Annotated in this window: 27 protein-coding genes; 12 read left to right on the top strand and 15 right to left on the bottom strand. The window is 60.9% G+C overall.

Going from position 1 to position 24,980, the window contains the following annotated elements; genetic code table 11:
• Positions 1-54: 54 nt before the first annotated feature.
• The gene (locus FZZ88_RS01120; protein WP_166016875.1) at positions 55-717 is read left to right on the top strand and encodes a phosphoribosylanthranilate isomerase; all 663 of its coding nucleotides are present in this window, start codon (positions 55-57) and stop codon (positions 715-717) included.
• An 11-nt stretch (positions 718-728) separates the two neighbouring features.
• On the opposite strand, the gene folE is transcribed toward FZZ88_RS01120, so the two are convergent.
• From folE to FZZ88_RS01090, 6 genes are all read right to left on the bottom strand, one after another.
• Positions 729-1,484 carry a GTP cyclohydrolase I gene (gene folE / locus FZZ88_RS01115; protein WP_166016876.1) on the bottom strand — a complete coding sequence of 252 codons (756 nt, stop codon included), beginning with the start codon at positions 1,482-1,484 and terminating at the stop codon, positions 729-731.
• A gap of 9 nt (positions 1,485-1,493) precedes the next feature.
• Positions 1,494-2,201, bottom strand: coding sequence for an SDR family oxidoreductase (locus FZZ88_RS01110; protein ID WP_166016877.1), 708 nt, complete (start codon positions 2,199-2,201; stop codon positions 1,494-1,496).
• A gap of 24 nt (positions 2,202-2,225) precedes the next feature.
• Positions 2,226-3,215, bottom strand: coding sequence for an acetyl-CoA carboxylase carboxyltransferase subunit alpha (locus tag FZZ88_RS01105; protein ID WP_115023910.1), 990 nt, complete (start codon positions 3,213-3,215; stop codon positions 2,226-2,228).
• Positions 3,216-3,228: 13 nt separating this feature from the next.
• Positions 3,229-4,269, bottom strand: coding sequence for a long-chain acyl-[acyl-carrier-protein] reductase (locus tag FZZ88_RS01100; protein WP_166016878.1), 1,041 nt, complete (start codon positions 4,267-4,269; stop codon positions 3,229-3,231).
• A 113-nt stretch (positions 4,270-4,382) separates the two neighbouring features.
• A complete protein-coding gene (locus FZZ88_RS01095) occupies positions 4,383-5,102 on the bottom strand; it encodes an aldehyde oxygenase (deformylating) (RefSeq protein ID WP_166016879.1) in 720 nt (239 codons plus the stop codon).
• A gap of 75 nt (positions 5,103-5,177) precedes the next feature.
• Entirely contained in the window at positions 5,178-6,020 is an 843-nt protein-coding gene (locus FZZ88_RS01090; RefSeq protein ID WP_166016880.1) for a creatininase family protein, read from the bottom strand.
• 74 nt (positions 6,021-6,094) lie between these two features.
• On the opposite strand from FZZ88_RS01090, the gene FZZ88_RS01085 reads away from it, so the two are divergent.
• From FZZ88_RS01085 to FZZ88_RS01070, 4 genes are all read left to right on the top strand, one after another.
• The gene (locus FZZ88_RS01085; protein ID WP_115023916.1) at positions 6,095-7,342 is read left to right on the top strand and encodes a S1 RNA-binding domain-containing protein; all 1,248 of its coding nucleotides are present in this window, start codon (positions 6,095-6,097) and stop codon (positions 7,340-7,342) included.
• Positions 7,339-8,223 (top strand): Tab2/Atab2 family RNA-binding protein, encoded by an 885-nt coding sequence (locus FZZ88_RS01080; protein WP_166016881.1) that lies wholly within the window; start codon positions 7,339-7,341, stop codon positions 8,221-8,223. The genes FZZ88_RS01085 and FZZ88_RS01080 overlap by 4 nt, the downstream gene beginning before the upstream one ends.
• An 11-nt stretch (positions 8,224-8,234) precedes the next feature.
• Entirely contained in the window at positions 8,235-9,023 is a 789-nt protein-coding gene (gene pgeF / locus FZZ88_RS01075) for a peptidoglycan editing factor PgeF (RefSeq protein WP_166016882.1), read from the top strand.
• Between the two features lie 84 nt (positions 9,024-9,107).
• Positions 9,108-9,728 (top strand): hypothetical protein, encoded by a 621-nt coding sequence (locus FZZ88_RS01070; RefSeq protein WP_166016883.1) that lies wholly within the window; start codon positions 9,108-9,110, stop codon positions 9,726-9,728.
• A gap of 144 nt (positions 9,729-9,872) precedes the next feature.
• Here FZZ88_RS01070 and FZZ88_RS01065 read toward each other — a convergent pair whose 3' ends face one another.
• The 6 genes from FZZ88_RS01065 to hemH are packed head-to-tail and all read right to left on the bottom strand — an operon-like array spanning position 9,873 to position 15,467.
• On the bottom strand, positions 9,873-11,540 hold the full coding sequence (locus tag FZZ88_RS01065; RefSeq protein ID WP_166016884.1) for an NAD(P)/FAD-dependent oxidoreductase: 1,668 nt from the start codon (positions 11,538-11,540) through the stop codon (positions 9,873-9,875).
• A gap of 22 nt (positions 11,541-11,562) precedes the next feature.
• Positions 11,563-11,853 carry a hypothetical protein gene (locus tag FZZ88_RS01060; RefSeq protein ID WP_206339089.1) on the bottom strand — a complete coding sequence of 97 codons (291 nt, stop codon included), beginning with the start codon at positions 11,851-11,853 and terminating at the stop codon, positions 11,563-11,565.
• 33 nt (positions 11,854-11,886) lie between these two features.
• Entirely contained in the window at positions 11,887-12,111 is a 225-nt protein-coding gene (locus tag FZZ88_RS01055; protein WP_115095142.1) for a GIVxVP protein, read from the bottom strand.
• Positions 12,104-12,451 (bottom strand): nuclease, encoded by a 348-nt coding sequence (locus tag FZZ88_RS01050; protein WP_166016885.1) that lies wholly within the window; start codon positions 12,449-12,451, stop codon positions 12,104-12,106. Before FZZ88_RS01050 ends, FZZ88_RS01055 begins: the two co-directional genes overlap by 8 nt.
• The gene (gene ilvB / locus FZZ88_RS01045) at positions 12,448-14,235 is read right to left on the bottom strand and encodes a biosynthetic-type acetolactate synthase large subunit (RefSeq protein ID WP_166016886.1); all 1,788 of its coding nucleotides are present in this window, start codon (positions 14,233-14,235) and stop codon (positions 12,448-12,450) included. The genes FZZ88_RS01050 and ilvB overlap by 4 nt, the downstream gene beginning before the upstream one ends.
• A gap of 56 nt (positions 14,236-14,291) precedes the next feature.
• Positions 14,292-15,467 carry a ferrochelatase gene (hemH, locus tag FZZ88_RS01040; RefSeq protein WP_166016887.1) on the bottom strand — a complete coding sequence of 392 codons (1,176 nt, stop codon included), beginning with the start codon at positions 15,465-15,467 and terminating at the stop codon, positions 14,292-14,294.
• Between the two features lie 72 nt (positions 15,468-15,539).
• Between hemH and FZZ88_RS01035 the strand changes: the two genes are divergently transcribed.
• From FZZ88_RS01035 to cobO, 4 genes are all read left to right on the top strand, one after another.
• Positions 15,540-16,691 (top strand): site-specific integrase, encoded by a 1,152-nt coding sequence (locus tag FZZ88_RS01035; protein ID WP_166016965.1) that lies wholly within the window; start codon positions 15,540-15,542, stop codon positions 16,689-16,691.
• Positions 16,691-17,893, top strand: a complete 1,203-nt coding sequence (locus tag FZZ88_RS01030; protein WP_166016888.1) for a serine hydrolase — start codon at positions 16,691-16,693, stop codon at positions 17,891-17,893. The genes FZZ88_RS01035 and FZZ88_RS01030 overlap by 1 nt, the downstream gene beginning before the upstream one ends.
• A gap of 79 nt (positions 17,894-17,972) precedes the next feature.
• Positions 17,973-18,632, top strand: a complete 660-nt coding sequence (locus FZZ88_RS01025) for a class I SAM-dependent methyltransferase (protein WP_166016889.1) — start codon at positions 17,973-17,975, stop codon at positions 18,630-18,632.
• On the top strand, positions 18,629-19,294 hold the full coding sequence (cobO, locus tag FZZ88_RS01020; RefSeq protein ID WP_166016890.1) for a cob(I)yrinic acid a,c-diamide adenosyltransferase: 666 nt from the start codon (positions 18,629-18,631) through the stop codon (positions 19,292-19,294). Before FZZ88_RS01025 ends, cobO begins: the two co-directional genes overlap by 4 nt.
• Before the next feature lie 17 nt (positions 19,295-19,311).
• Here cobO and FZZ88_RS01015 read toward each other — a convergent pair whose 3' ends face one another.
• Positions 19,312-19,506, bottom strand: a complete 195-nt coding sequence (locus FZZ88_RS01015; RefSeq protein ID WP_166016891.1) for a hypothetical protein — start codon at positions 19,504-19,506, stop codon at positions 19,312-19,314.
• Positions 19,507-19,589: 83 nt separating this feature from the next.
• Here FZZ88_RS01015 and pyrH point away from each other — a divergent pair, with 83 nt between their 5' ends.
• Genes pyrH through FZZ88_RS01000 form a run of 3 tightly spaced genes read left to right on the top strand, consistent with a single transcriptional unit; the run spans position 19,590 to position 22,033 of the window.
• Positions 19,590-20,303, top strand: a complete 714-nt coding sequence (pyrH, locus tag FZZ88_RS01010; protein WP_115023942.1) for a UMP kinase — start codon at positions 19,590-19,592, stop codon at positions 20,301-20,303.
• Positions 20,304-20,342: 39 nt separating this feature from the next.
• Positions 20,343-20,891: a ribosome recycling factor gene (gene frr, locus FZZ88_RS01005; RefSeq protein ID WP_166016892.1), complete on the top strand. Its 549-nt coding sequence runs from the start codon at positions 20,343-20,345 to the stop codon at positions 20,889-20,891.
• Positions 20,892-20,899: 8 nt separating this feature from the next.
• Positions 20,900-22,033: an NAD(P)/FAD-dependent oxidoreductase gene (locus tag FZZ88_RS01000; RefSeq protein WP_166016966.1), complete on the top strand. Its 1,134-nt coding sequence runs from the start codon at positions 20,900-20,902 to the stop codon at positions 22,031-22,033.
• On the opposite strand, the gene FZZ88_RS00995 is transcribed toward FZZ88_RS01000, so the two are convergent.
• Positions 22,030-23,508 (bottom strand): deoxyribodipyrimidine photo-lyase, encoded by a 1,479-nt coding sequence (locus tag FZZ88_RS00995; RefSeq protein ID WP_166016893.1) that lies wholly within the window; start codon positions 23,506-23,508, stop codon positions 22,030-22,032. The two genes, FZZ88_RS01000 and FZZ88_RS00995, sit on opposite strands and share 4 nt — an antisense overlap.
• A gap of 53 nt (positions 23,509-23,561) precedes the next feature.
• Positions 23,562-24,950 carry an MFS transporter gene (locus FZZ88_RS00990; protein WP_166016894.1) on the bottom strand — a complete coding sequence of 463 codons (1,389 nt, stop codon included), beginning with the start codon at positions 24,948-24,950 and terminating at the stop codon, positions 23,562-23,564.
• Positions 24,951-24,980 lie beyond the last annotated feature (30 nt).

Genomic DNA, 24,980 nt, shown 5'->3' with positions numbered 1-24,980 from the left:
GCCGCTGTCGCGGGCTGTCATCCACGATCCTAGGGAGAGCAATTGGTGCAGCCCTTGCGTGATCTCCGCCCCACTCCAGACCTCAAGATCTGCGGGATCACCGACCTTGAGCAAGCCGTCGCCATTGCACGCATGGGAGTACAAGCAATTGGCGTGATCGGCGTTGAAAACACCCCGCGCTATGTCGAACCATCCCAACGCAGGGCCTTGTTCACGTTGCTCGAGAAGCAGCATCCCCCACTGAATCGGGTTTGGGTGGTGGCCGATCCGGGCGATGCCGCCCTGGAGGAGGCGCTGAGCGGAACTGGACAGCCCTCCGTGGTGCAACTGCACGGCAGCGAATCCAGCGAGCGCTGCCAGACCTTGAAACAGCGCTATCCGCGTCACCAGTGGTGGAAAGCGTTGCGGGTGCGCGAACCCGAGGATCTCCTGCAACTGGAGCACTACGCCCCCCACGTGAACGCCCTGCTCCTCGATGCCTGGAGCGCCGATCAACTCGGCGGCACCGGCCACCGGTTGCCCCTCGATTGGCTCAGTGAAACCGAGCTCTCGGTGCCGTGGTGGCTGGCAGGTGGGGTAAGTGCGGAGTGGGTTCCTGAACTCCTCAGCCGTGTCAGCCCCCAAGGCCTGGACGCATCAAGCAGGCTGGAGGAGCGGCCGGGATGGAAAAACCTCGACAAGGTTCAAGCCCTTGTCGAGGCAGTACAGAAGAATTGATTCAGAGCTGATCAGGTGCTGAGCAGCGCTTGCTGCTGACGCACCAGCTCAAAGAACTCCTGCTTGAGGCTTGGATCGTGGCGGAAATCGCCGCGCACCACAGAGTTCACCATGCTGGTTTGTGGCTCCTTCACTCCACGCCACTTCATGCAGTAGTGCTGCGCCTTGATGATGATTCCGAGGCCCTGAGGCTCGCAGAGCTTCTCAATTTCATCGGCAAGGATCATCACCGCTTCCTCCTGAATGTGGGGGCGGGAGAACACCCAATCAGCCACGCGGGTGAACTTGGAAAGGCCGATTACGCGGGAGCCAGGCTTGATTCCGATCCAGCAGTTGCCCATGATCGGCACCAGGTGGTGGGAACAGGCGGAACGGACCGTGATCGGTCCAACGGTGTAGATCTCATCCAGCTGCTTCACATTCGGGAAGCTGGCCACCTTGGGTTGCTGCTGATAGCGCCCTTTGAACACTTCCTGCAGGTACATCTTGGCGACCCGCTCCGCCGTCTCGTGAGTGTTGTGATCGTTCTCGATGTCAATCACCAAGCTGCGCAGCAGGTCGCGAACCTTGTCTGCAACTTCAACCTGCAATTGATCCAATTCACCAGGCAGGAGGTGATCGGCAATGTTGTCATTGGCCAGGAAAGACGCACCTGCTTCTCTCAGGCGTTCACGAATCCGCGCTGAAATCTTTGGACTCAAGCTGCTGCGGCCATTGCCGTTGCCGTTGGCGACGCCGTTGGAAACGAAAGGGACTGTGGAGGTCATGGTGTTCGCTCAGAAGGCGCCGGCGGCCGGCATAAGGGTGAGGTCTTCGATCAACTGGTTGCTGGGTTGCATCGCCAGATTCGCCAGTGTTTCTGCTGCCTGATCGACAGAGAGCATGGCACGACGATCGAAATCGCTTTGTACGGTTTCCGCGTCCCACAGCGGAGTGTTGACGGCTCCGAGAGTGAGGGTGCAGGCACGAATGCCATGGCCACGCTCTTCTTCGGCCAGACAACGGGTGAAGCTGGCCAAAGCAGCCTTGGTCACGCAATACGCGCCCCATTGGGGGAAGGCATTGCGGGCGGCATGGCTGCTGATGTTGATCACCAGTCCGCCGTGCTTACGCATGGAGGGAACAATTGCTGAACAAACTTGCATCACGCTGGTGACATTCAGCTGTAACAGCCATTGCCAACGCTCCAGCGGCATGGCCAGAAGGTCGCCGGTGTAAGCGGCACCCGCGTTGTTGATCAACACCGAAGGGGTCGCCCCCCGCTGCAATAAATCAGCCATCGCCGCAGCGATCGCATCGGGTTGGGTCAGGTCAATGGCGGCAAACGCCACAGAGACGCCCTGCTCACTGAGCTGTGAAGCGAGCTGATCAAGTTGATCGGCACTACGGGCCGTCAGCAGAAGGTCCCAACCCTGTTGAGCCAGAAGTTCGGCTGTGCGGCGACCAATGCCTCGACTCGCACCCGTAATTAGAGCCGTTGGCAAAAACCGTTAGCAAACCCCGATACTTTAAGCCGCTTTCTCGACATCCTGTGACGTTTTTTCGAGAAAGCGCCCCATTGCCCTGAATTTGGAGTAGCGCGCATCGCGGAGCTCCTGTTCCGACAGGCTCAACAATTCATCGAGATGCCGATCAATCGCCGCCCGCAGAATTGCGCCGGCCTCCAACGGTGCCCAGTTGTTGCCACCGGATGGCTCCTCGAGCACCTCATCCACCACCCCCAGCTCCAATAAATCGCGGCCGGTGATTCGCAAAGCCGCCGCTGCATCCGGCGCCTTCGCTGCATCACGCCAGAGAATGGAGGCGCAGGCTTCAGGGCTGGCAACGGTGTAAACGCTGTGCTCAAACATCAGCAATCGGTCCGCAACCCCGATCCCCAACGCACCCCCGGAACCGCCTTCGCCGATCACAGTGGCGATCACCGGAACGCGTAAGCGGAACATCTCCCGCAGGTTGACTGCGATTGCTTCACCCTGACCCTGCTCCTCCGCTTCGAGTCCGGCATAGGCGCCAGGAGTATCGATAAAAGTGAGGATCGGCAAGCGAAAGCGATCGGCGTGGTCCATCAACCGCATCGCTTTGCGGTAGCCACCCGGAGCGGCCATCCCGAAATTGCGTGCGACGTTTTCCTTGGTGTCGCGTCCTTTCTGATGGCCGATCAACATGATCGGTCGATCACCCACCCTTCCGACGCCGCCAATCAACGCCTGATCGTCATTGCCACGACGGTCTCCATGCAGTTCGACCCAGTCGTCACAGAACATCTGAATGAAATCCAGCGTGCTCGGACGATGCGGGTGGCGTGCGACCTGAATCTTCTGGGCGGGAGTCAGACCCTGAAAGATCTCCTGACGCCGACGGGCTGCGAGGGTCTCCAGCTGCTGCAGCTGCTGCGACACGTCAACTTCCGAATCCCTGGCCAACTGGCGGATTTGCTCAATCTGCTGCTCCAGCTCGACAAGCGGTTTTTCGAACTCAAGCAGGGGGCGACGGGGCATGGCTCTCCGGGGGTCAGGCGGCAGTGGCCTGCAGGTTGGGATGGAGGTTCAGAGTGCTGAACCCATGGCGGACCGATGCCGCACCGATGAAATCCATCTTCTCGAGGGTGATGTTGTTGCGCCCCCAGCTGAAGTTGGTGTGACAGCGCTCGAACTCGAGCAGCATGGCCTCTGCGAAACAAGCAAACATCTGGCGCTGCGGTTTCTCCATCTCGGCGATGGCCATCATCGACCAACCAATGTCGCGGCAGAACTCAACGATTCCACCCTTCAGGACGTGAATGCCGCCACCAGCGACCTTGGTATTCAGATTCTTGGGGTAGCCCCCGTCAATCATCAAACAAGGCTTCTTCAAACTGTTGTGATCGATCTCAAGGGTCCGGGGCATGCTCGCCACCCAGACCACCACATCAGCTTCCGGCAGAGCCTCATCGAGCGTCAAGATCCTTCCACCGCCGAGTTCCTGTTGCAGGTCCAGCAACGGTTGCTGCTGACGCGCCACCAATAACAGTTCTTCGACGCCGGTCCGCGCCTGCAGCCAACGGCAGACGGCGGAACCGATGTCACCGGTCGCTCCAACAACGGCGACCTTGGCCTTACTTAGGTCGATACCGAGAGTTGGCGCGTTGTTCTCCACCTGGCGGCAAATCACCCAGGCCGTGTGAGTGTTCCCTGTGGTGAACCGCTGCCAATCCAGGGTGGTGCTGCGCACCGTCTGGTGCTGCAGCAGATTGAAATTCTCGAAAATGATCGAGGTAAAACCGCCCAGGGCGGTGATGTTGATGCCCTTCTTCTGGGCAAGTTCCATCGCGTTGAGCACCTTGCGCCGAGCCGTCTTGAAACGGCTCAGCATCTCGGGCACGAAGCAAGAGTCGATGTAGGCACCCTCAATGGTCGTGCCCGTTGGACTGGTGACTTCGACGTGCTCAACAAGCTGCGGAGGTGCGCTGCACCACACATCGAGATCTCCGTCCGAAATGTGATCGAACCCGAGTTCCATTGCCTTGCGGCGAGCGGCCTCAAAACTCGTTGAATGTCCGATCAGACCAAACATGTACTACCGCTGACGTCTCAAAGAACACCTCGAGGGACCATGCTCCCACGCCAACCGGTATCGACGGCAACGTGCCTGTCGAAAAACCGGCGTTAATTGGGTCCTGAACTGGCCTAAACGGCCAGAGCTGCCGCCGCCATCCGGGCGATATCACGGGAGGTGAAGCCGATTTCACCCAAAGCTTCCTGGTAGGCGATCAGGAAGTCTTCGATCAGGTCTTCCTTTTCCATGTGGAGAACGGCAGCGTCAGCAGCCACGTCTTCCAGCATCGAGCGGATTAGGGGAAGGTTGGCCTTGTTTGCTTCGAACAGCTCATCCTTGCTGGTTTCGAAGTTGGCCTTCAGCCATTCCTGGCCGTAGTTCAGATGGGTGTACTCATCTTTAACGACACCCTCAGTGATCTTGCGAGCGAAAGGATCAGCAACCGGGATATAGATGTGATACGCCGAAATGGCAAACGCTTCGATCAACAGAGCCTGGATCAAAAGGCAAGTAACGACCTTGCCTTCCTTGAGCGCAGCTTGGAAGTTGCCGTGCAGCGGTTCGAAGAACTTCTTGGCGAAAGGCAGGTCAGCTTCAACACCCAGGTTCCGGCCGCAGGAGGTGAAGCCCTTCATGTGTTTCATTTCCATCCTTGCCAGGCGCTTGAGCTCCTCAGCCTGGTCGGGGATCAACGTCCCGAGAGAGATGTAGTTGTCATGAGCTTCCTGCTCGCCCTCGATCACGATGGCGTTGATCCGGCTGTAGGCGTCCTTGTAGGCAGCGGTAGTGAAATCGGGCAGTCCATCTTGGCCCTCCAGCACAGGTGCTTCAGGTGCGTTGAGGGTCGTCATAGGACGCTTGCTACCACTTCAGTGGGACCGACAATAACCAGAGCCCCAAGAGTTGGGGACACATGCGTCCAAAGTTCAGGACTTGGGCGCGCCGTTGGACGGGTTGGTGAGCAGGCTTTGGGAGGGGGGCCAGTCACTCGCCATAAGGGTCTGAAAACGCGCCTGCCAATGGCGAATAAGACGTTCCTCCAAGCGTCGGCCCAGGTCTACCGATGCCGGACGAGCATCCCCGATCACTCCCGACACGCTGAGATCGTCGGTGAGCCAAGCGCAGGGTGCCGCTCCTTCGAGGCTCCACCCCTCCGGCGGCTCCGGGGAGGAGCCAGACGATACAAGTCCATCCACAGGGCGGTCTGAACCGACCAGGTCTGGCTCGAGCTGCAACATCAAGCTGGTTTCGGCTTGCCCGGCATGCAGACCATGGAGCAACTCCTCTTCTGGCAGCAGTTCAGCCAACCCTTCCACACCACTCCAAAGGAAACAGGGAAGAACAGCCAGCGACGGGCAGCGGGCCCGCAGCTGTCGGGCCGCAACCTGCAACAAGCCGATTTGGCCGCCGTGGGCATTGAACAGAACGAGGCGTTGCATCCCCATCGCCGCCAATTGGATGCCCACCTGGTCGACCAATTCCAGAATGAGAGGAGCCGAAAGGCTGAGAGTGCCAGAGAAATTCTTGTGCTCGGGGGAAAAGCCAAGGACCTGACAAGGCAGCCGCCAAAGCGGCAGAGCTGGATCAAGCCCGAGCAGAACCGAATCAAGGATGCTTTCAGCGAACACGGCATCCGTCGACAGCGGCAGGTGAGGTCCGTGTTGCTCACAGGCTCCGAATGGCCAGATCACCGTGGCACCAGGCCGGCTGGCAGCATTTCTGGCCTCGGGCCATGTCAGCTGATCAAATCGCTTTCGGAGCTGGTCCATGGAGTTGCACAGGCATGGGGGTGCTGATCCCATCCCAGCCTGTCAAAATGGTCGATCGATGACCCCCATGGTCCATGCCCGCAGCCGGCAGTCCGCAGCCCAACCGCCCCAAGGCACCAAAGCCGGCAGCGACCAAACCGCTGCAGGTGATGCAGATTAATCGCCGTGAAGAGCAGGAACAGCTCGCACGGGAGGCAGCAGAAGCGCGCGCGGCAGCCGAAGCAGCGGCTGAAAAAGCACGAATCCTGGAAGAGCGGGCTGGTCTGGCCATGCCGCCAAAGCCGGCCCAACAAGACGGAAGAACGTCTCCCAGTACGGACGATGACGCCCGGTTCGACATGGGTGCCATGGAAGGCATGACCATGGCCGACTTGATGGGTGCGCCTGATCAGCAACCCAAGAAGGAGCAGCGCAATCAACCGCGCAGCGTTGATGATTTCGATTTCGATGAAGAAGCCTTCCTCGCCGCTCTGGACGAGAACGCTCCAGTGGGCACGACAGGGGAGGTGATCAAGGGCACGGTGATCGGTATCGAAAACGATGGCGTGTATGTCGATATCGGCGGTAAAGCTCCTGGCTACATGCCCAAGAGCGAGGCAGGCCTTGGCGTTGTGACCAACTTCCGGGAACGCTTCCCGAAAGGCCTGGAAGTAGAGGTTCTGGTGACCCGTGAGCAGAACGCTGATGGGATGGTCACAATCAGCTGCCGCGCCCTGGAGCTGCGCAAGAGCTGGGACCGGGTGAAGGAGATGGAGAAGCAGGGGAAAGTCGTTCAGGTCATTGTGAATGGCTTCAACCGCGGTGGTGTCACCTGCGATCTCGAAGGACTGCGCGGCTTTATCCCCCGCTCACAACTCCAGGACGGTGAAAACCATCAAGAGCTGGTGGGCAAGACCATGGGAGTGGCCTTCATCGAGGTCAATTCCGAGACACGCAAGCTGGTGCTATCCGAGAAACGTGCTGCCGTTGCTGAACGGTTCCAGGATTTGGAAGTGGGGCAATTGGTGGAAGGGCAGGTTGCAGCGGTCAAGCCCTATGGCCTGTTCATTGATCTCGGAGGCATCAGCGGTCTGTTGCATCAATCGGCGATCACCAATGGCAGCCTGCGCTCGATCCGTGAGGTCTTCGATCAGGGTGATCGGGTGTCGGCCCTGATCACAGAACTGGACCCGGGACGGGGACGCATCGGCCTCAACACAGCACTGCTGGAAGGCCCCCCCGGAGAGCTACTCATCGAAAAAGACAAAGTGATGGCTGAAGCAGCCGATCGCGCCAGCCGGGCACAAAGCGTTTTGAAGCAGCAGGAGCAATCCGCCGGATGAGCACTGCTGCCCTGACAGCCGCTGAGGACTGGGAACTTGACTTCTATTCCCGACCGATCCTGGAGGCCGATGGCCGAAAGCGCTGGGAACTTCTGATCACCTCCACCCCTGCTGTGAGCGGCGACGCACCACCGTTTCGCTTCGCCAAGGTTTGTCCCTCCGGTGAGGTGAATTCACTGTGGTTAAGCCAAGCCCTAGCGGAAGCCAAGGAGGCGTCCGCCAGTGGGGGCTGGGGATCCCCCGTGCGCCTGCGTTGCTGGCGCAGTTCAATGCGAACGATGGTGCAACGGGCCGCCACCGAACAAGATCTGGAAGTGATTCCAAGTCGCCGCACCTTCGCCCTGCTCGATTGGCTCCAGCAGCGCGAAAGGGAGGTGTACCCACAGGATGAGGGGTTCATGGCAGGACCACTCGCACCCCCACCGGCCCCCGTTACGACGCCACCGGTGCCCCTGCCGGAAGAGGTTCAAGGGGATGCCTGGAGCTGGGCGGCCTTGCCGGCGAGCCTGCTGCTGGAGGCATCGGAATGGCCGATGAGTTTCAGTGGGCTTCTGCCAGTTCCCGATGGCATCGATCCCGATGCTTCCGTCCCGGGTTTACGCCTGTTCAGCCAAAGTCGCTCCCTTGCCATGGCGGGCTGGTTAGGGGGTCTCGAACCGGTGCGCATGGTCGTTGAAGACCGGCAGCTGGTGCTGGAAGCCGGTCAGGACGACCGCTGGCTGGTGAGTGACCTCGAATCGGTTGTTGCCACTGAAATCGCCGAAGCCCTGATGACCTCGCAACAGCAGGTGCGCGGCCTGCAATTCATCGCCATCCAGGCCAGCCCCGAGGAGCAGACCTTTGGCGGCTTCTGGATGCTGCGGGACATCCCGATGGCCTGATCGCAAGGCTGATGCACGACGGGCCTTTTGATCGACCAGACAGCCACTTCAACACGTTGAAGAACTGGACCTGGATCGGTTGTTACGGGGGCTACTACCTCCAGAGCGATTTGCTGCACGAGCACGGCTTTGAGCACGGCTTCTTCACCCGGCTCTGGCAGGGCCGCGGGCCCGACCAACTGGCGGGCTACATCAGCGCGGGCATCAGCGTCCATCGTCCCCAGCAGGTCCATAGCGGAATCGTTCTGAAGGCCAGCGAAGCTCGTCAGGATCCCTGGCCCGAGGCCGACGGCCTGGTGAGTGATCGCGGAGGCCAGAGCCTCTGGGTGTGCGGTGCGGACTGCACGCCAGTTCTGATCGCCGATCCCGGCACCGGGCATGCCGCTGCCTGTCATGCCGGCTGGCGTGGGGTGGCCGCTGGAATCCTGATGACGGCCCTCGATCAGCTGTTGGAGCTGGGAGCCCGTCGAGAGGATCTGGTCATTGCCCTGGGCCCTGCCGTGAGCGGCAAGCGCTATCAGGTGGGAGAAGACGTGGTGGAGGCCATCACTGCCGCAATTCCAGGGGATGCTGGTCTCCAGGAGAGCGAAGCTCTCCTGCCGGATGAGCAGCCTGGAAGGCATCGCCTGGACATCCGCAGCGCTGCCAGGCTGCAACTCCAGAGCGCAGGAATCGCCGGCGAACGGATCGCCCACTGCCCGCTCTGCACCTTCAGTGAACCCGAGCTGTTCCATTCCTGGCGACGGGATCAGGTGAAAGCCGTGCAATGGAGCGGAATCGTGGCGCAAGCCCCAACTTGAGCAACGCCAATCACGGCTAAAGGGCTAAATGCTGACGAATTTCCAACTACGAGCCAATTTGAAGAAAGCATTTCAGCTTTCACGATGTTCCAATCGATCGTTCGCCTCGGTTTAGCGAGTGCAGTCTCCCTCGCTCCCCTGATCGCCTGTGCCGGTGCCGGTGCCGCTGATGCCAAGCCGTCGGTGATGTCGGAAACCATCAGAGTGGGCGAAGTAAAAGCTGCACAAGACACATGGTGTGGCGCTCTCGTTGCCATCAGCACAGCACACGCTGAAGGGGGTCTCGCTAAATCCAAGCCGCTGTCTAGCGACATCATTGACGCGGCCTATGCGTATCAATTTGGACCAGTCGCTTTTAAACCCACTTGGGCTTATGGAGAAAAGACCTTCCGCACAACAAAAGACGGTGCTTTGTCATATTTCATCGGTGACGATCCAAATTACAATGACCCTGGATTTGGAATTGGATCTTACGGTGATGGGAATTACCCTAACTTGAGCAATAGGAGCCCTTGGGTCAAGTGCACACCAGAAATTTTTGCCATCCAAGTATTTGGTAACACAGCCAATTCGATGGGCTGGGTGCATTTTGAAGCTGCAGACGGAACAACTTCTAAAGTCGACAAAACCTTTTCATATGTTCGAGATGATGACGGAAACCTACGCATAACAGTTCACCACTCATCATCCCCATATTCCTGGTAAAGTTAAAATCTATATTTGGCAAATCAAAAAGCAAACTCCTACCCGTTGGCAACAACGGGTTTTTCTATATCAGCAAGTATCAAGCTCAGTATCTTCCTCGGATGAATGCAGAATCCGAGAGATCTGAATGAAACTTCGTTGCCATTAGCAGCTCTCAACTTTGTCCATCAACAGCTGTCGAGCCACCGCTTCAGCGGCCCGGATGCCATCGATTCCGGCCGACAGGATGCCACCGGCATAGCCCGCCCCTTCACCCGCCGGCACCAGCCCCCTCACATTGAGCGATTCCAACGTCTCATCCCTGGGAATCCGCACCGGCGATGACGTACGGGTTTCGACGCCCGTCAGTACGGCATCGGGGTGGTCGTAGCCCTTCAGCTTGCGGGCAAAGGCTGGCAGCGCCTCCCGCAAGGCCTCAACGATGGGAACCGGCAGCAGATCGTTCAGGTCGGCCGGGTGCACACCCGGTTGATAGGACGCTGGAATAGCGCCAAGGCGGGTTGACGGACGGTCAGCGAGGAAATCCTCCAGCCGCTGCGCCGGCGCGGCATAGCTTCTGCCCCCCAGTCGAAAGGCACGCTCTTCGAGGTCACGTTGAAGGGCAATCCCCGCCAACGGATCCCCGGGGAAACGTTCAAACGGTGCAAGGTCGTCTGCTTCCAAGGCAACGACCAAACCACTGTTGGCATTGCGCTCTTTGCGGGAATGCTGGCTCATGCCGTTGGTCACGACCCTGCCCTCTTCAGAGGTCGCACCCACGACAAATCCACCGGGACACATGCAGAAGCTGTAAGCGCAGCGTCCGTTCTCTGCATGGTGGACCAACTTGTACTCAGCGGCCCCGAGGCGAGGGTGGCCGGCCGCCTCCCCCCATCGGGCTGCATCGATCAAGTGCTGCGGATGCTCAATCCGCACGCCGACCGAAAACGGTTTGCGCTGAAGTTGCACGCCGATCTCTTCCAGCATTTCAAAGCAGTCCCGCGCCGAATGACCGGGAGCCAGCACCAGATGGCGGCAGGGGATCTCCGTGCCATCCGCCAGCACCAATCCTTCAAGTTGATGCGGCTTGTCAGCGACGCTGGCACTGAGCTGGAGACGTGTCACGCGACTGTCGAACCGCACCTCGCCTCCCAGGGCTTCAATGCGAGCCCGTAGACCGCGCACCACGGTGGCGAGCTTGAACGTGCCGATATGGGGCCGATGCAGCGTCAAGATCTCCTCGCTGGCGCCACAGGCCACCAGCTCCTCCAGCACCTTGCGCCCGTAGTGCTCAGGATCGCTCACCTGGCTGTAGAGCTTGCCGTCCGAGAAGGTGCCCGCGCCTCCCTCACCGAATTGGGCGTTGGATTCCGGGTTGAAGGGGCTGGTTCCTCGCCAGAAGCCGAAGGTCTGCAGGGTGCGCTGCTTCACCGACTGCCCCCGCTCCAGCAACAGCGGCCGGAAACCCATCTGCGCCAAAAGCAGGGCAGCGAAATAGCCGCAGGGGCCTGCTCCCACCACCACCGGCCGATCGACCGGATCCAACGGGAAGCCATCAGGGGCATTGCCGACAGACCGATAGCGGGTATCCGGCGCAAGACGAACCCGTCCTTTGTTGCCGATGCGCCGCAACAAGGCAGCTTCACCCTTCACCTGCACATCCACGCTGTAGATCAACTGAATCCGATCGCGGCGACGCGCATCGACACTGCGCTTCACCAGGGTCTGGCCTAGGAGTTGATCCGGCGGAATCCGCAGGCGCTTCAGCACCGCCTCCCGCAGGGCCTCCTCCCCGTGATCCAGGGGCAGCTTCAACTCACTCAGTCGCAGCATCTCGTGGTCGTATCCCCAGACCTCATTCGATCAGACCGGCAATGGCCTGACCTGACGGAGCCTGGCCAGAGTTCAGCCCATGCCAGGCCACCGGGGGGAAAGACTCACCACAGGCCTCCACCGAAGACTGGCCGAGACGAAAGCCCTGCAAGAAGTCCTGCCGCAATGCAGCATCGCGATGGCCCATCGGAAGCAGCACCGCCAGCCGTGGGCGATTGAGGCCACTGGCGACCATGGATTGGCATCCGATCAGCGTCGCCGCAACAACAGACCACGACAGCCAAGGCCAGCATCGCCACTCAGGCTTCGACATGGAATCGGAGGGAAGCAACCCGATTCCCGCAAGTTAGGGAGAGGGATCGGACTCGTCTGGTTTTGTCACAGAGGTCTCAGACCCGCCTCCCAACTGGGACAACCAACCGGCCAAGAGCAAGCCAACGCCGAGTCCGATGGCCAGGGGGCGATTTTCGGCGGCGGCTCCCTGACCCCACACGGCCGTTGCCAGAAAAGCACCGCCCAACAGAAGGCAAGGCACCAGCACAATGCCTCGGGCGACTCTGTTATCAGCCATCGACCCCACAGCTGTTGACAGCCAAACCGGCGGCAATCAAGCCACTGCTGAGGTCACGCTCAGCACCGATTGGCGTCACCCGAGCCATGAGCTGACCCTCGCTGGAACCGACCGGTCGGAGATTGACCCTGCGCCGGCGCGGCAGTTCCTTACGCAACCAGGCTGTCGCTTCTGCTTCGTGGCTCACATCAACGGATGTGCAGGCCAGGGAAACGGTGTAGGTGCGGTTGTGATCGCCGACCTGAAGCAGGGAGCTGCTGCGCACCTGAAGCACCTCAGCGGCCTGAACCGGAACTGCCCAAAGCAGCAGCAGCAATCCGGTTAAGACAAGTCGAATCAAGGGGTCGTGGCATTGAGAACCGGCATAGGGGCCGGGAGGCCCACCATTTCAGCATTGCTTTTGCCGGGGGGAACCATCGGATAACAGTTCTCACCGCGGCGCACGTGGATATCAATCAGCATCGGGCCGGGGGCCTTCAAAGCGGCCTCCAGGTCAACGCGCAAGGTCTCCCGCTCGCGGATGTGCACGCCGTCCACACCGAAGGAGCGGGCGAGGGCAACGAAGTCCGGCATGCCATTGAGCATGTCGGAAGCTGAATAGCGCTCGTCGTAGAAACTCTCCTGCCATTGGCGCACCATGCCCTGCCAATGGTTGTTGACGATCACCACCTTCACCGGGAGGCTGTAGGCCGCCAGTGTTCCCAGCTCCTGAATGTTCATCAGGATGCTGGCGTCACCGGCAATGCACACCACTTGACGATCGGGGCAAGCCACCTGGGCGCCCATTGCGGCCGGCATGCCGAAACCCATGGTGCCGAGACCGGCACTGCTGATCCAGCCGCGGGGACCATTGCGTAGGTACTGGGCGGCCCACATCTGGTGCTGCCCCACATCGGTCGTAACGATGGCATTCGGCGCAAGGTCCCGAACGGCAAGCAGAACCTCCTGGGGGAACAGGGCTCCCTCAGCGGGAGGAACGGTGAGGGGATAGGTCTGTTTCCACTCGGCAATGCGCGCAAGCCAGGGAGCGGTGCGTGGTTGCACCTGCTGTTGCAGGCTCAGCTCCACCAACCGCGCCACGCTCAGGCCCAGATCACCCAGCACCGCAACCTCAGGACGACGGGTCTTGCCGATCTCAGCCGGATCAATCTCAAAGTGGATCACCCGGGCCCGAGGGGCAAAGGTATCGAGCTTGCCGGTGACCCGATCATCAAAGCGGGCGCCGACTGCAATCAGTAGATCGCATTCGGTGACGGCGAAGTTGGCGTAGGCCGTACCGTGCATTCCGAGCATCCCTACGGATAAGGGGTCGTTCTCATCGAAGACACCCTTGCCCATCAAGGTGCTGGTTACGGGGATCTGGAAGCGCTCTGCGATGACGCGAAGGCTGTCGTGAGCACCAGCAGAGATTGCACCACCCCCCACGTACAGCAGGGGGCGCTCCGCCTCCATGATCAGCTCAAGAGCTGACAGGATCGGCTCATCCCGCGGTGGCTGCGGCTTGCGAAAGCCCTGGGGAACAATCGACCCAGGATCAACGGGCACATAGTCGAACATCTCCTGACCGACATCCTTCGGGACGTCGATCAGGACCGGACCCGGACGACCACTCGCTGCGATCAGAAAGGCCTGGGCAACGATGGACGCAAGATCCGCTGGATCCCGCACCACCCAGGAATGCTTCACGATCGGCAGGGTGATGCCAAAGATATCGGTCTCCTGGAAGGCATCGGTGCCGATCGCCGGACGGGGCACCTGACCGGTGATTACCACCATGGGCACCGAGTCCATCTGGGCGGTGGCGATGCCGGTAACCAGGTTGGTTGCACCGGGACCGGATGTGCCAAAGCAAACGCCCACCTTGCCGGTGGCGCGGGCATAGGCATCGGCCGCATGGGTTCCAGCCTGCTCATGTCGCACCAGGATGTGCTTCACCCACCCCTCGCTCTCGGCGATATGGAGGGCGTCATAGATGGGAAGAATCGCCCCGCCGGGGTAGCCGAAGATCGTGTCGACGCCGTGACGTCGCAGGGCATCCATCAGGGCTGTGGCCCCTGACATTCTCTGTCCACCGTTACCTGCCTGCTGCCCGGTGACGGCCGAAGACGCGGAGGTGAGAGTCACAGGGGCGACAGGTCAATGACCCTCAAGGTTAAGGGCCGGAAGCGCCCCCGGCTTGATCAGAGCAATCCGAGGGCATGAAGCGGCCCTTGACCACTGATCAACTCGAGCAGAAAAGCCGAAAAACCAACCATGGCCAGACGGCCGTTCCAGACTTCCGAACTGTTGTTCCAGCCCCATTCCCACTTCTCCTGTGGGTAGAGCTTCACCTTGGTGGGCAGTTCCGCCGCCGCATCCAGACTCACTTCAGGACCCTGCAGGCTGCTGCTCACCAAATCAGCAAGACCTTCAATGAAGGGGGCATAGGTATCAAGAGCCCGTACCCGGCGGAAATTCACCACGCCAGCCTCGGTGGCCAGCTCCCGGTATTCGATGTCGATTTCTTCGAGCGTCTCGATGTGCTCGCTAACGAAGCTGATCGGCACCACCACGAGGTCATTGGTCTTGGCTTCGCCTAATTCTTCAAGCGCCTCTTCGGTGTAGGGCTTCAGCCATTCCACCGGGCCCACACGGCTTTGATAGGCCAGGGTGAAGGGGTTGTCGTGACCCATCTGAACGGCCAGTTCCTTCATGATCAAACCCGTGCAGGCTTCGATCTCTTTTTGATAAGGGTCGCCAGCCTCTTCGACGTAGCTCTTCGGCACACCGTGAGCGCTGAAGAACACGTGAGCTTTTCCGGGATCATCGCTATTGCGGACTTCTTCAGCGATCAGCTCGGCCATGGCTTTCACATAGCCCGGGTGATCGAACCAACTGCGGATGCAGCGAATCGGCAGCTTCTCAAAGGAGGGATCCGCCTGACGCAGGCGCTGCAGCTCACGGAAACTGGACCCACTCGTGCTGATCGAGAAGTGGGGATAGAGGGGGAGAACCACCACCTCATCCATACCGTCGGCCTTGATGTCCGCTACAGCAGATTCCGTGAACGGATGCCAGTAGCGCATGGCTACATAGCTGGTGGCATCGATGCCGCGCTGCCGCAACAAGCTCTGAAGTTCTCGGGCCTGCTGCTCGGTGATTCGCCGCAGCGGTGAACCACCACCGATGGAGCGATAGGCCTCCTGCGACTTGCCACTGCGCAGGGTGCTGATCAACCAGGCCAGTGGCTTCTGCAGCGCAGGGCTGGGCAGCCGAATGATCTCCGGATCGGCGAAAAGGTTGTAGAGGAAAGGCCCAACATCCTGGATACGCTCCGGGCCACCCAAGTTCAACAGGACGACACCGACGCGAGACATACCGAGCAGAACGGTTTTCGGGGGTTGAGCGTAGCGGCCATCGACGCGATCCTTGAAGTCGACGACACATTTATGGAGCTCAAAAGGGCGCTGGAGACCGCCAATACGCAGCTGGCGGCACGGGGGACACGCCTTCGCATCGAACAGCGGGGTCAACGGCTGAACCTGCGCGGGGCTCTGCCTCTACGCGGGGATCCGAGCCGCAGCAGCTTGCAACGGATCAGCCTTGGGCTGACGGCAGATGCATCAGGGCTGAATCAGGCCCTCAGCACCGCAGCCCTGGTGCAACTGCAATTGGAGCAGCGCAGTTTTGATTGGACGCTCTGGTCGGCCCCGACGTCAACCAAGACCAAGAGCCGATCCATCGGAATTCAGGCCGCACTCGAGAGCTTCGAAACAGCATTTTTCACCGACCCGCGTCGACGCCGCTCCCCGGCGAGCAGCCGCACCACCTGGACCAGCGCCTATCTGCCCTACCTACGGCGCCTGGCCCATCAGAGCGGTGATCAGCAGCTGGAGCCGACGCTGCTGATGCAGACCCTGACCAGTTACGACGACGGCAGCCGCAGTCGCCAGCAATGCGCCACAGCCCTAGCGGCCCTGGCCCGGCATCTGGAGCTGCCCTTACCGGAGGACTGGCGCCAGGAGGCCGGCGGCTATGGCCTGCACCGGGCCCGCTTCCGCCAACTGCCCACCGACCCTCAGATCCTTGAGGCCGCAGCCCGCATTCCCAATCTCCAGTGGCGCCTGGCCTTTGCCTTGATGGCCACCTACGGCCTGCGCAACCACGAGGTGTTCTTCTGCGATTGCTCCTCCCTGGCCCCGGGCGGCGATCAGGTGTTGCGGGTGCTGCCGACCACCAAAACCGGTGAACACCAGAGCTGGCCATTCCACCCCGACTGGGTCGAACGCTTCGGCCTAGGGGAGCTAGCAGAGAACCCGGCCGCCCTGCCGGCGATCCAGACCGATCTTCGTCGCACCACCCTGCAGCAGGTGGGACGGCGTGTGAGTGAACAGTTCCGCCGCTATGACCTGCCGATTACGCCCTACGACCTGCGCCATGCCTGGGCCGTGCGCACCATCCATGTCGGCCTGCCGGACACCGTCGCCGCCAGGATGATGGGCCACTCGGTGGCGATCCACACCCGCACCTATCACCACTGGATCACCCGGCGTGACCAGCAGCAGGCAGTGGATGCAGCCCTCGCCCGTCAACCGGCCTGATGACGAAGCGATCGATCACATCAACAGCTCTTCTAATTGCAGGGCTGATCGCCGGACCGATCCCTGCCGGGATGAGCGCAGAAGCCACGGAAGCCGAAATCAGCAAGGTGCTGCCCAGGGCAGAGCTTCAGACCTGGATGAAAGAAGCCAGGGTTCCCGGGGTGAGCATCAGCGTGATCAAGGATTTCAAAATCCATTGGTCCCATGCCTTTGGCATAGCGGATGCTGCTACGAGTCGGCCGGTCACACCGGAAACGCGGTTTCAGGCTGCATCGATTAGCAAACCGGTGATGGCTGTCGCAGCTGCGGTTCTTGCGGACAGGGGGCAGCTGGATCTCGATGCTGACGTTGGGCAGAGTCTGCACTCATGGGAACTGCCTCGCCTCGTGAAGTCCGGCAGTCAACCGATCACGCCCAGGATGCTGCTCAGCCACACGTCCGGACTCGACGATGGCCTGGGCTTTCCGGGTTACGAACCGTCCGAAGCCCGACCTGATGCTCTGGCCCTATTAACGGGGAGACCACCTGCCAAAACACCAGCCATCGTTGCCCGACAGGCACCGATGACCAAGTCCAGATACTCCGGTGGGGGGAGCGTCGTGATGCAGGTGCTTCTAATGGATGCCACGGGCAAGCCTTTCCCCGAGCTGATGCAGAGCCTGGTGCTGAAGCCGCTCGGCATGGGGAAAAGCATTTATCAACAGCCCCTAAGCGCCAAGCTCAACGCCGATACAGCCCTGGCCCACGACAGCAAGGGACGACGTTTCAACGTGCCCTGGAAGGTCTATCCAGCACTGGCGGCGGCGGGCCTGTGGAGCACACCGACGGATCTGGCCCTACTGGTGAGTTCACTACAGAAAACCAAAGCGGGCCAAGACATCAAGCCATTCACCAAGGCCTCCGCAAGCGAGCTGTTAAGTCCTGTCGGCATCGGATCCTTTAGCGCTGGATTCAATGTCTTTCGACAGGGTGAAGGTTGGTATTTCGCCCACTTGGGAGCCAATCAGGGCTACAGGAGTTTCTTGATCGGTCACATGGCCAAGGGTTATGGACTCGTGGTCATGACCAACAGCGATGGTGGGTTCCCATTGATTGAAAGGATTTGCCGACGCATTCAGATGGCCTACGACTGGGATGTGCTGGAGACCAATGGTGAATTCCGCTTTGGACCGCAACGAGGACTCGGCTGCCTCCCTACTTAGTGCCCCATCAAGACCAATCCGTAGCCGACAGGATGGGAATGGTTGTTGAAAGAAACAACCTGCCCTGTCACTGGTGCTGATGACATCTTTTCTGCGCCCACTCGCCTACCGCTACCGCTGGATTTACGACACGGTCACGGCGGTGTCGTCGCTGAGTGTGGGTGGGGTGGACCGACTGCGGGGCCTAGGGCTCGATGCGTTGCAACCCCATCTCAAGTCCGGAGCTGCGGTGCTGGATCTCTGCTGCGGCAGTGGCGAGGCAGCGGCCCCCTGGCTGGCGGCGGGGTATGCCGTAACGGGCCTGGATATCTCCCCCCGAGCCCTGGATCTCGCCGCCCAACGGCACCCGGCCCTGCAGCGGGTGGAGGGGCTGGCCGAAGATCCGCCGCTTGCCGATGGCAGCTTCAGCGCGATCCAAATGAGCGTGGCCCTGCATGAATTTCCCCGCAGCGATCGGGAGCAGGTGCTGCGCAGTGCCCTGCGGTTGCTGGAACCCGGCGGCTGGTTGGTGGTGGTGGATCTGCATCCGGCTGGGCCCTGGCTGAAGCTCCCCCAACAACTCTTCTGCACCCTGTTTGAAACCGACACCGCTACCGCCATGCTGGAGGACGACCTCCCCGCCCAACTAGAGCAACTCGGGTTCGACCATGTCACCCAAGAACTGCTGGCAGGACGGGCCCTGCAGCGCATCACCGCCACTCGCCCTCGATCAGCCTCAATCAACACCCTCCTTCCATGAGCAACCACGACCTCGATCAATCCGCCGCGGAGCTGGGGATGGGGGGGAAACTGGCCCCCGAAGCGGACGACGCCGGCTATCGCAAACGGATGGAACGACGGCAGCAGGTGCAGAAACAGCGGGTAGAGGAGCGCAACAAGGAAAAGGGCTTGGTGCTGGTGTTCACCGGCCAGGGCAAGGGGAAAACAACCGCCGGGCTGGGGCTGGTGTTACGCACCCTGGGGCATGGGGATCGGGTGGCGGTTGTTCAGTTCATCAAGGGAGGATGGGAGCCCGGCGAAGCGCGGGCGCTGAAGGCCTTCGGCGAACAGGTGAGCTGGCATGCCCTCGGGGAGGGATTCACCTGGGAGACCCAGGACCGGGCGCGGGATCAACAGCTGGTGGGAGAGGCCTGGCAGACAGCCCTCGGCTATCTACGGAATGCCAGCGTGAAACTGGTGCTGCTCGATGAGCTCAATGTGGCCCTGAAGCTGGGATACATCGATGCCGACACCGTTATTGCCGGATTGAACGAGCGACCGGACATCACCCACGTGGCGGTGACCGGCCGTGGAGCACCGGCTGCACTGGTAGAGCGAGCCGATCTGGTGACGGAGATGACCCTGGTGCACCACCCCTTCCGCGAGCAGGGGGTGAAAGCCCAGGCGGGCATCGAGTTTTAAAGGGTTGTCAGCCCGCCTTAGGCCGCTTCAGCAGCCTCGAGATCGTCCTGAAGGCAACGGGTCGCCGCGATGAGCACGGAGAGTCCACTCACCAACAAGGCGCGATGCACGACGGGTTCGCGCCAGCAGTCGGGATCTTGGCTGGCGCGTTCCAGGGCCGAGAGGGTGAGACGGGCCATCACACCGCTCTGGGTGGCATCGGTCTCTGGCATCAAGCAGCCGCGGTTCACCCATCCAAGCGGTGATCTGAGGCCTGTGCCAGTGCTTGCTACTGTCAGAAGGATCTGGACCGTTGATGACCTACACACGCGTCCTGCTGAAACTCAGCGGCGAAGCTCTGATGGGATCTCAGGGCTACGGAATTGACCCCGCCATTGTTCAGTCAATCGCCTCCGACGTTGCCAAGGTGGTTGCCAATGGCACTCAGCTAGCCATTGTCGTGGGCGGTGGAAACATTTTCCGTGGGCTGAAGGGTTCTGCAGCAGGCATGGAACGGGCCACAGCCGACTACGTCGGCATGCTGGCCACTGTGATGAATGCCATCACCCTCCAAGACGGCCTGGAGAGAGCCGGCGTGCCCACCCGGGTGCAGACCGCCATTGCCATGCAAGAAGTGGCGGAGCCCTACATCCGCCGTAAAGCCATCCGGCACCTGGAAAAAAACCGGGTGGTGGTGTTCGGCGCCGGTTGCGGCAATCCTTTCTTCACCACCGACACCACCGCCGCCCTCAGGGCTGCTGAGATCAACGCCGATGTGGTGTTCAAAGCCACCAAAGTGGATGGGGTCTACGACAAAGACCCTGCCAAACATGCCGACGCCGTTAAACACGAGCACCTCAACTATCAGGATGTGCTCAGCGGAGAACTGGGCGTGATGGACAGCACAGCCATCGCTCTCTGCAAAGACAACAACATCCCGATTGTTGTTTTCAACCTGTTCGAACCTGGCAACATCGGCAGAGCCGTGGCCGGGGAACCGATCGGGTCCCGCATCGGCGCCCCCGCCTGACAAAGCACCCAAGCACGCACGCCTCCACCCTCAGCAACCATGTCGACCCAGGACCTCGAAGCCAGCATGCGCAAGTCGTTGGAGGCCACCCAGCGCAACTTCAACACCATTCGCACCGGCCGGGCCAATTCCTCGCTTCTGGATCGAATCAGCGTGGAGTACTACGGCGCCGAAACACCGCTGAAATCGCTAGCCACCCTGTCGACCCCAGATTCACAGACGATCCAGATCCAACCCTTCGACATCAGCGCCCTCGCCTCGATCGAGAAAGCGATCGCCATGAGTGAGCTGGGCTTTACCCCCAACAACGACGGCAAGATCATCCGCATCAACGTGCCACCTCTTACGGAAGAACGCCGCAAGGAGTTCTGCAAGCTGGCATCCAAGTACGCCGAGGAAGGCAAAGTAGCCCTGCGCAACCTGCGCCGCGACGCGATCGACAAGATCAAGAAGCAGGAAAAGGAGGGCGAGTTCTCCGAAGACCAGAGCCGCGATGAGCAAGACAGCGTTCAGAAAACGCTCGACAAGTTCATTGCTGAACTCGAGAAGCACCTGGCCACCAAGGAAGCCGACATCCTCAAGGTGTGAGCAACGGAGTGGATCGGACCTGCGATGTTCTGATCATCGGGTCCGGTGCAGCCGGTGGTGCCGCAGCGGCCCATCTAGCGGCAGCAGGTCACGACGTACTCGTGCTGGAACGCGATGCTGAGCCTCGGATCAAACCCTGCGGCGGTGGCATGGCTGCTTCGGTGCAGCAGTGGTTCCCGTTTTCACTGGAACCCGCGGTGGAACAGGTGATCCGCCGCGTTGACTTCAGTTGGTGCCTGAAAGATCCGGTGGTGGCTGAGCTGCCGGGCGATGCGCCGTTCTGGATCGTGCGCCGGGAAAGGCTCGATCAACTGCTCTCAGACCAGGCCATTCAGGCTGGCGCAGAACGCCTTACAGGCGTTGAGGTCAATGACATCCGTCGTCATGGAGACGTCTGGCACGTAACGGCAACCGATGGTCGCCGTTGGAACGCTCGGGCCGTGGTGATCGCCGATGGTTCGGGATCACCCTGGCCGCAACGGCTTGGTCTTGGCGCAAAACAGCCACAGATGGCCACCACCATGTCGGTGCGGTTGGAAGGGCAAGGCAACCTGGCCGATGGCACCACCCGCTTTGAATTCGGCCTGGTGAAGCAGGGCTTTGCCTGGGCATTCCCAATTGCCGGTGGCGTGAACATTGGCGTGGGCAGCTTCATCGGCAGGCAGGACGCTGACCCAGAGCAGGTGCTGGCTCAGTTGCTGCCGGATCTGGGCTTCGCTGCCGATGCTGGCATTCGTCAGCGCGGCCAACTGCGGGTGTGGAACGGCCATCACCGTCTGGACGGCAACGGCATTGTTGTGGTGGGCGATGCGGCCTCGCTCTGTGACCCATTTCTGGCCGAAGGGCTTCGGCCCGCCCTGATGAGTGGTTACGAAGCCGCACGGCATCTCAGCCAATGGCTCAAAGGAGAGAGCAACGATCTACGGGGATACAGCCGCGCGATGCGCGAGCGCTGGGGCGAATCGATGGCCTGGGGGCGGCGCATTTCGCAGGTGTTTTATCGCTTCCCTCGTGTGGGGTATCAGCTGGGGATCAAACGGCCCACCGCACCGCAACGGATTGCTCAAATACTCTCCGGCGAGATGGGCTATGGCGACATCGCCCAGCGGGTGATCAAACGACTGCTGCTGCAGCGCAACTAAAACTCCAGGCTGAGCTGCTGACTGCCGTTGTCGGGCTGCTGTGATCTGCGCCGTCGTCGGGTGGTCACCGGTTTTAAGCCGGCCTTGCGGGAGCCATGCTTGCGCTGAATCGCATCCGCATGGCGCTCAAAACCGGCCGATCGGCGAATCCCCCAGATCCGGTCTTTGGCCTGCTGCATCGATTCAGTCACATCAACAATCGGAGCCGGCCTGCCGCCCCCGAGCATCCAGGGCTCATGGATGTGAATCGTGGGCACGTCCTTCAGTTCCGGGCACCACTGACGGATGAACAGCCCCTGGGGATCGTGGTCCATGCCCTGCTTGATCGGGTTGTAGATCCGAATCGTGTTGATCGAGGTGCTGCCCGACTGCATCTGACACTGACTCCAGTGGATGCCGGGCTCGTAATCGACAAACTGGCGCGCTAAGTGCAAGCCGCTGTCCCGCCAGGGCAGCCAGAGGTTGTAGCTGGCAAACGACATCAACATCGCCCGCATGCGGAAATTGATCCAGCCGTGGGCCCGCAGAGCGCGCATACAGGCATCGACAAAAGGAACACCGGTGCAGCCTTCCCTCCAGGCCATCAAACGCTCGGCGTCCGCCTCGCGAATGCCCCGCATGAACGGATGGAAATCGCTGAATTCAATCGCCGGTTGATCCTCCAGCTTCTGAATGAAGTGGCAGTGCCAGTGCAGCCGTGATTCAAAGCTGCTGACGCCGCGGCCGCTATGGCTGCGGCTGGTCTGCAGCACCTCCCGCATCGAAAGGCAGCCCCAGGTGAGATACGCCGACAGGCGAGAACAGCCCGTGAACGCCGTGTTGGGGCTCGACATCGCCCGTTGATAGCGCGGGGCGCGGTGCTGCAGAAAATCGCTCCACTCACCCAGACCGATCGAACGCCCACCGGTCTGCCGCTGCGGACAGGCATCCGAAGGCAGGTCTGAACAGGGGCGCTCGGGGATCAGCCCAGGATCAATGCCCTCCAAAGCGGGCAGGCCAGCAGGGGCTGGAGTGATGGTCTCCCCCATCTGCGCCTCCCACCGCTTGGCCCAGCCATTGCGGCTGCGCATCCGGCGCGTCACGCCGAACTGCGGGATTTCACTCCAGGCGATGCCGTGCTGACGAGCCCAGGCCGCCACGCGTTTGTCGCGCTGGTACGTCCAGCCGTTACCGGTTTCCTCATGGCTCCACAGCCCATCGATGCCGAACTGGCGCCGGGCCCGCTCCAGCACCTGCACCACATCACCTGAGCGCACCACCAATGGCTGCCCCAGATCAGCCAGAGCCTCACGCAGCTCCAGAAGCGACTCCCGGCAAAAATGCCACTGCCGCTCGGAGGCGTCGGGCTGCTGCCATAGCTCTGGCTCCACTACATACAACGGCAGCACCGGACCACGCTCAGAGGCAGCCGCCAAGGGCTTGTGATCAATGCTGCGCAGATCACGCTTGAACCAAACGATCTGCAGCGCTGCCATTCACTGCAATTCAAGGAAGCCGTTTCTAGTGGATCCGGCCCTTCATCCAACGTTCAATCCACCGCCATCTCCATCACGTCGCTGAAGCGAGTTTTCACCGTGTTGCGGAAACCGACCACATCCAAACGGCGCGTCATCAATGCGGCTCCCAGGAAACAGACCATCTGCAAAGCGAACACTCCGCCATAGGACGCGAACAAATCACCACCGTTCAAGGCTTGGAACAAGGTGAGCAGCCCACCGCCACTGATGGTGGCCAGGCCGCAGGAATAGGCATAGCCCGCACCCCAGATGCCAAGAAGAAAGCCCGTGCGCCCGGGTTGCACAAAACTGAACATCAAGGTGAGGCAGGCATTCATGCACACCCCAAGCGACAAACCAAACAGGGCCACCCCTGCCCGCAACAGGGGGATCGACTGCTCAGCCCCGGCCAACAACATCAGCATCAAGGCAAAAGCGGCCAGCACCGCACCCACCCGGGCGGTGCAGATGTTGCCGACGCGCTCAATCAACCAGAAACCACTGAGCCCCAAGCCACCAAAGAAGCCCAGAGCGATCAACACATTCAGCGATGTGGTGGCGCAGACACTCATGCCAAAGACGGCGGCGCCGTAGGGCTCCAGCACCGCATCGTTGAGGAACATGCTGAAGGTGAACAGGCAGAGCACCCCAAGGAAACGACCGGCCTGGGGGATGGACCGCAGTTTCAAGAGCAATTGGGGCAAGGCCAACCGCTGGGGAACATCGGGGGGGGGCGACCCCACAGGCGCCATCAAGCCTGTTATGCGGCGTTCCACGCCGAACACCGACGCCACCCCCAGCCCCAGCAGAACCAACGGCGTCACCACCGACAACCGCTGCAGTCCAGCCAGAACAGCGGTGCGGCTGGCATCGGCCGCGCAGGCACTGCCGAACACCTGATTCACCAGAACACTTCCCAGCAACACCCCCATAAGACGCATCCCCCACACCACCGACAGCACCCTCGGCCGCTCGGCTGCCGTGGTGCGATCAGCGATCAAGGCCGAAAACGCTGTTCCACCAGCGGCAATGGCCGTGCCAATCGCCACAAACACGAGGATCAGCAGGCCAATCAGCAGCCCATTGAGCTCACCGCCGGAGGCCTCCATGCTGGTGGCCAACCGCAGCACCAGCTGACAGACCACACCGAACAACAAGGCAATCGCCAACGAGCTGATGACGATGAAAGGGGTGCGACGCAGCCGGCTGGGGGGGATGCGATCAGAGCGATGGCCGAACCAGGCGCGGGTGAACCCCATCAGCTGCTGACCACCTACGGCCAAGGCCGCCAGCACCGCCGGCAACTGGATGTCTTGAATCAGGAGACGGTTCAGCAGGCCAAGGATCAGGACACCAAGAATCCCAAGACTGAGCTGAAACAAGCCCAGTTGCAAAGCCAAACGCAGGGGATGGCTTTGCAACGAGCAATACAAAAACTTGCAGGATTATGC

Source organism: Synechococcus sp. PH41509 (assembly GCF_020514285.1).
In the GTDB taxonomy this organism is placed as follows: Bacteria; Cyanobacteriota; Cyanobacteriia; order PCC-6307; family Cyanobiaceae; genus Parasynechococcus.
The sequence above is the reverse complement of the archived record's forward strand: the minus strand, read 5'-3'. Positions and strand labels throughout refer to the sequence as shown.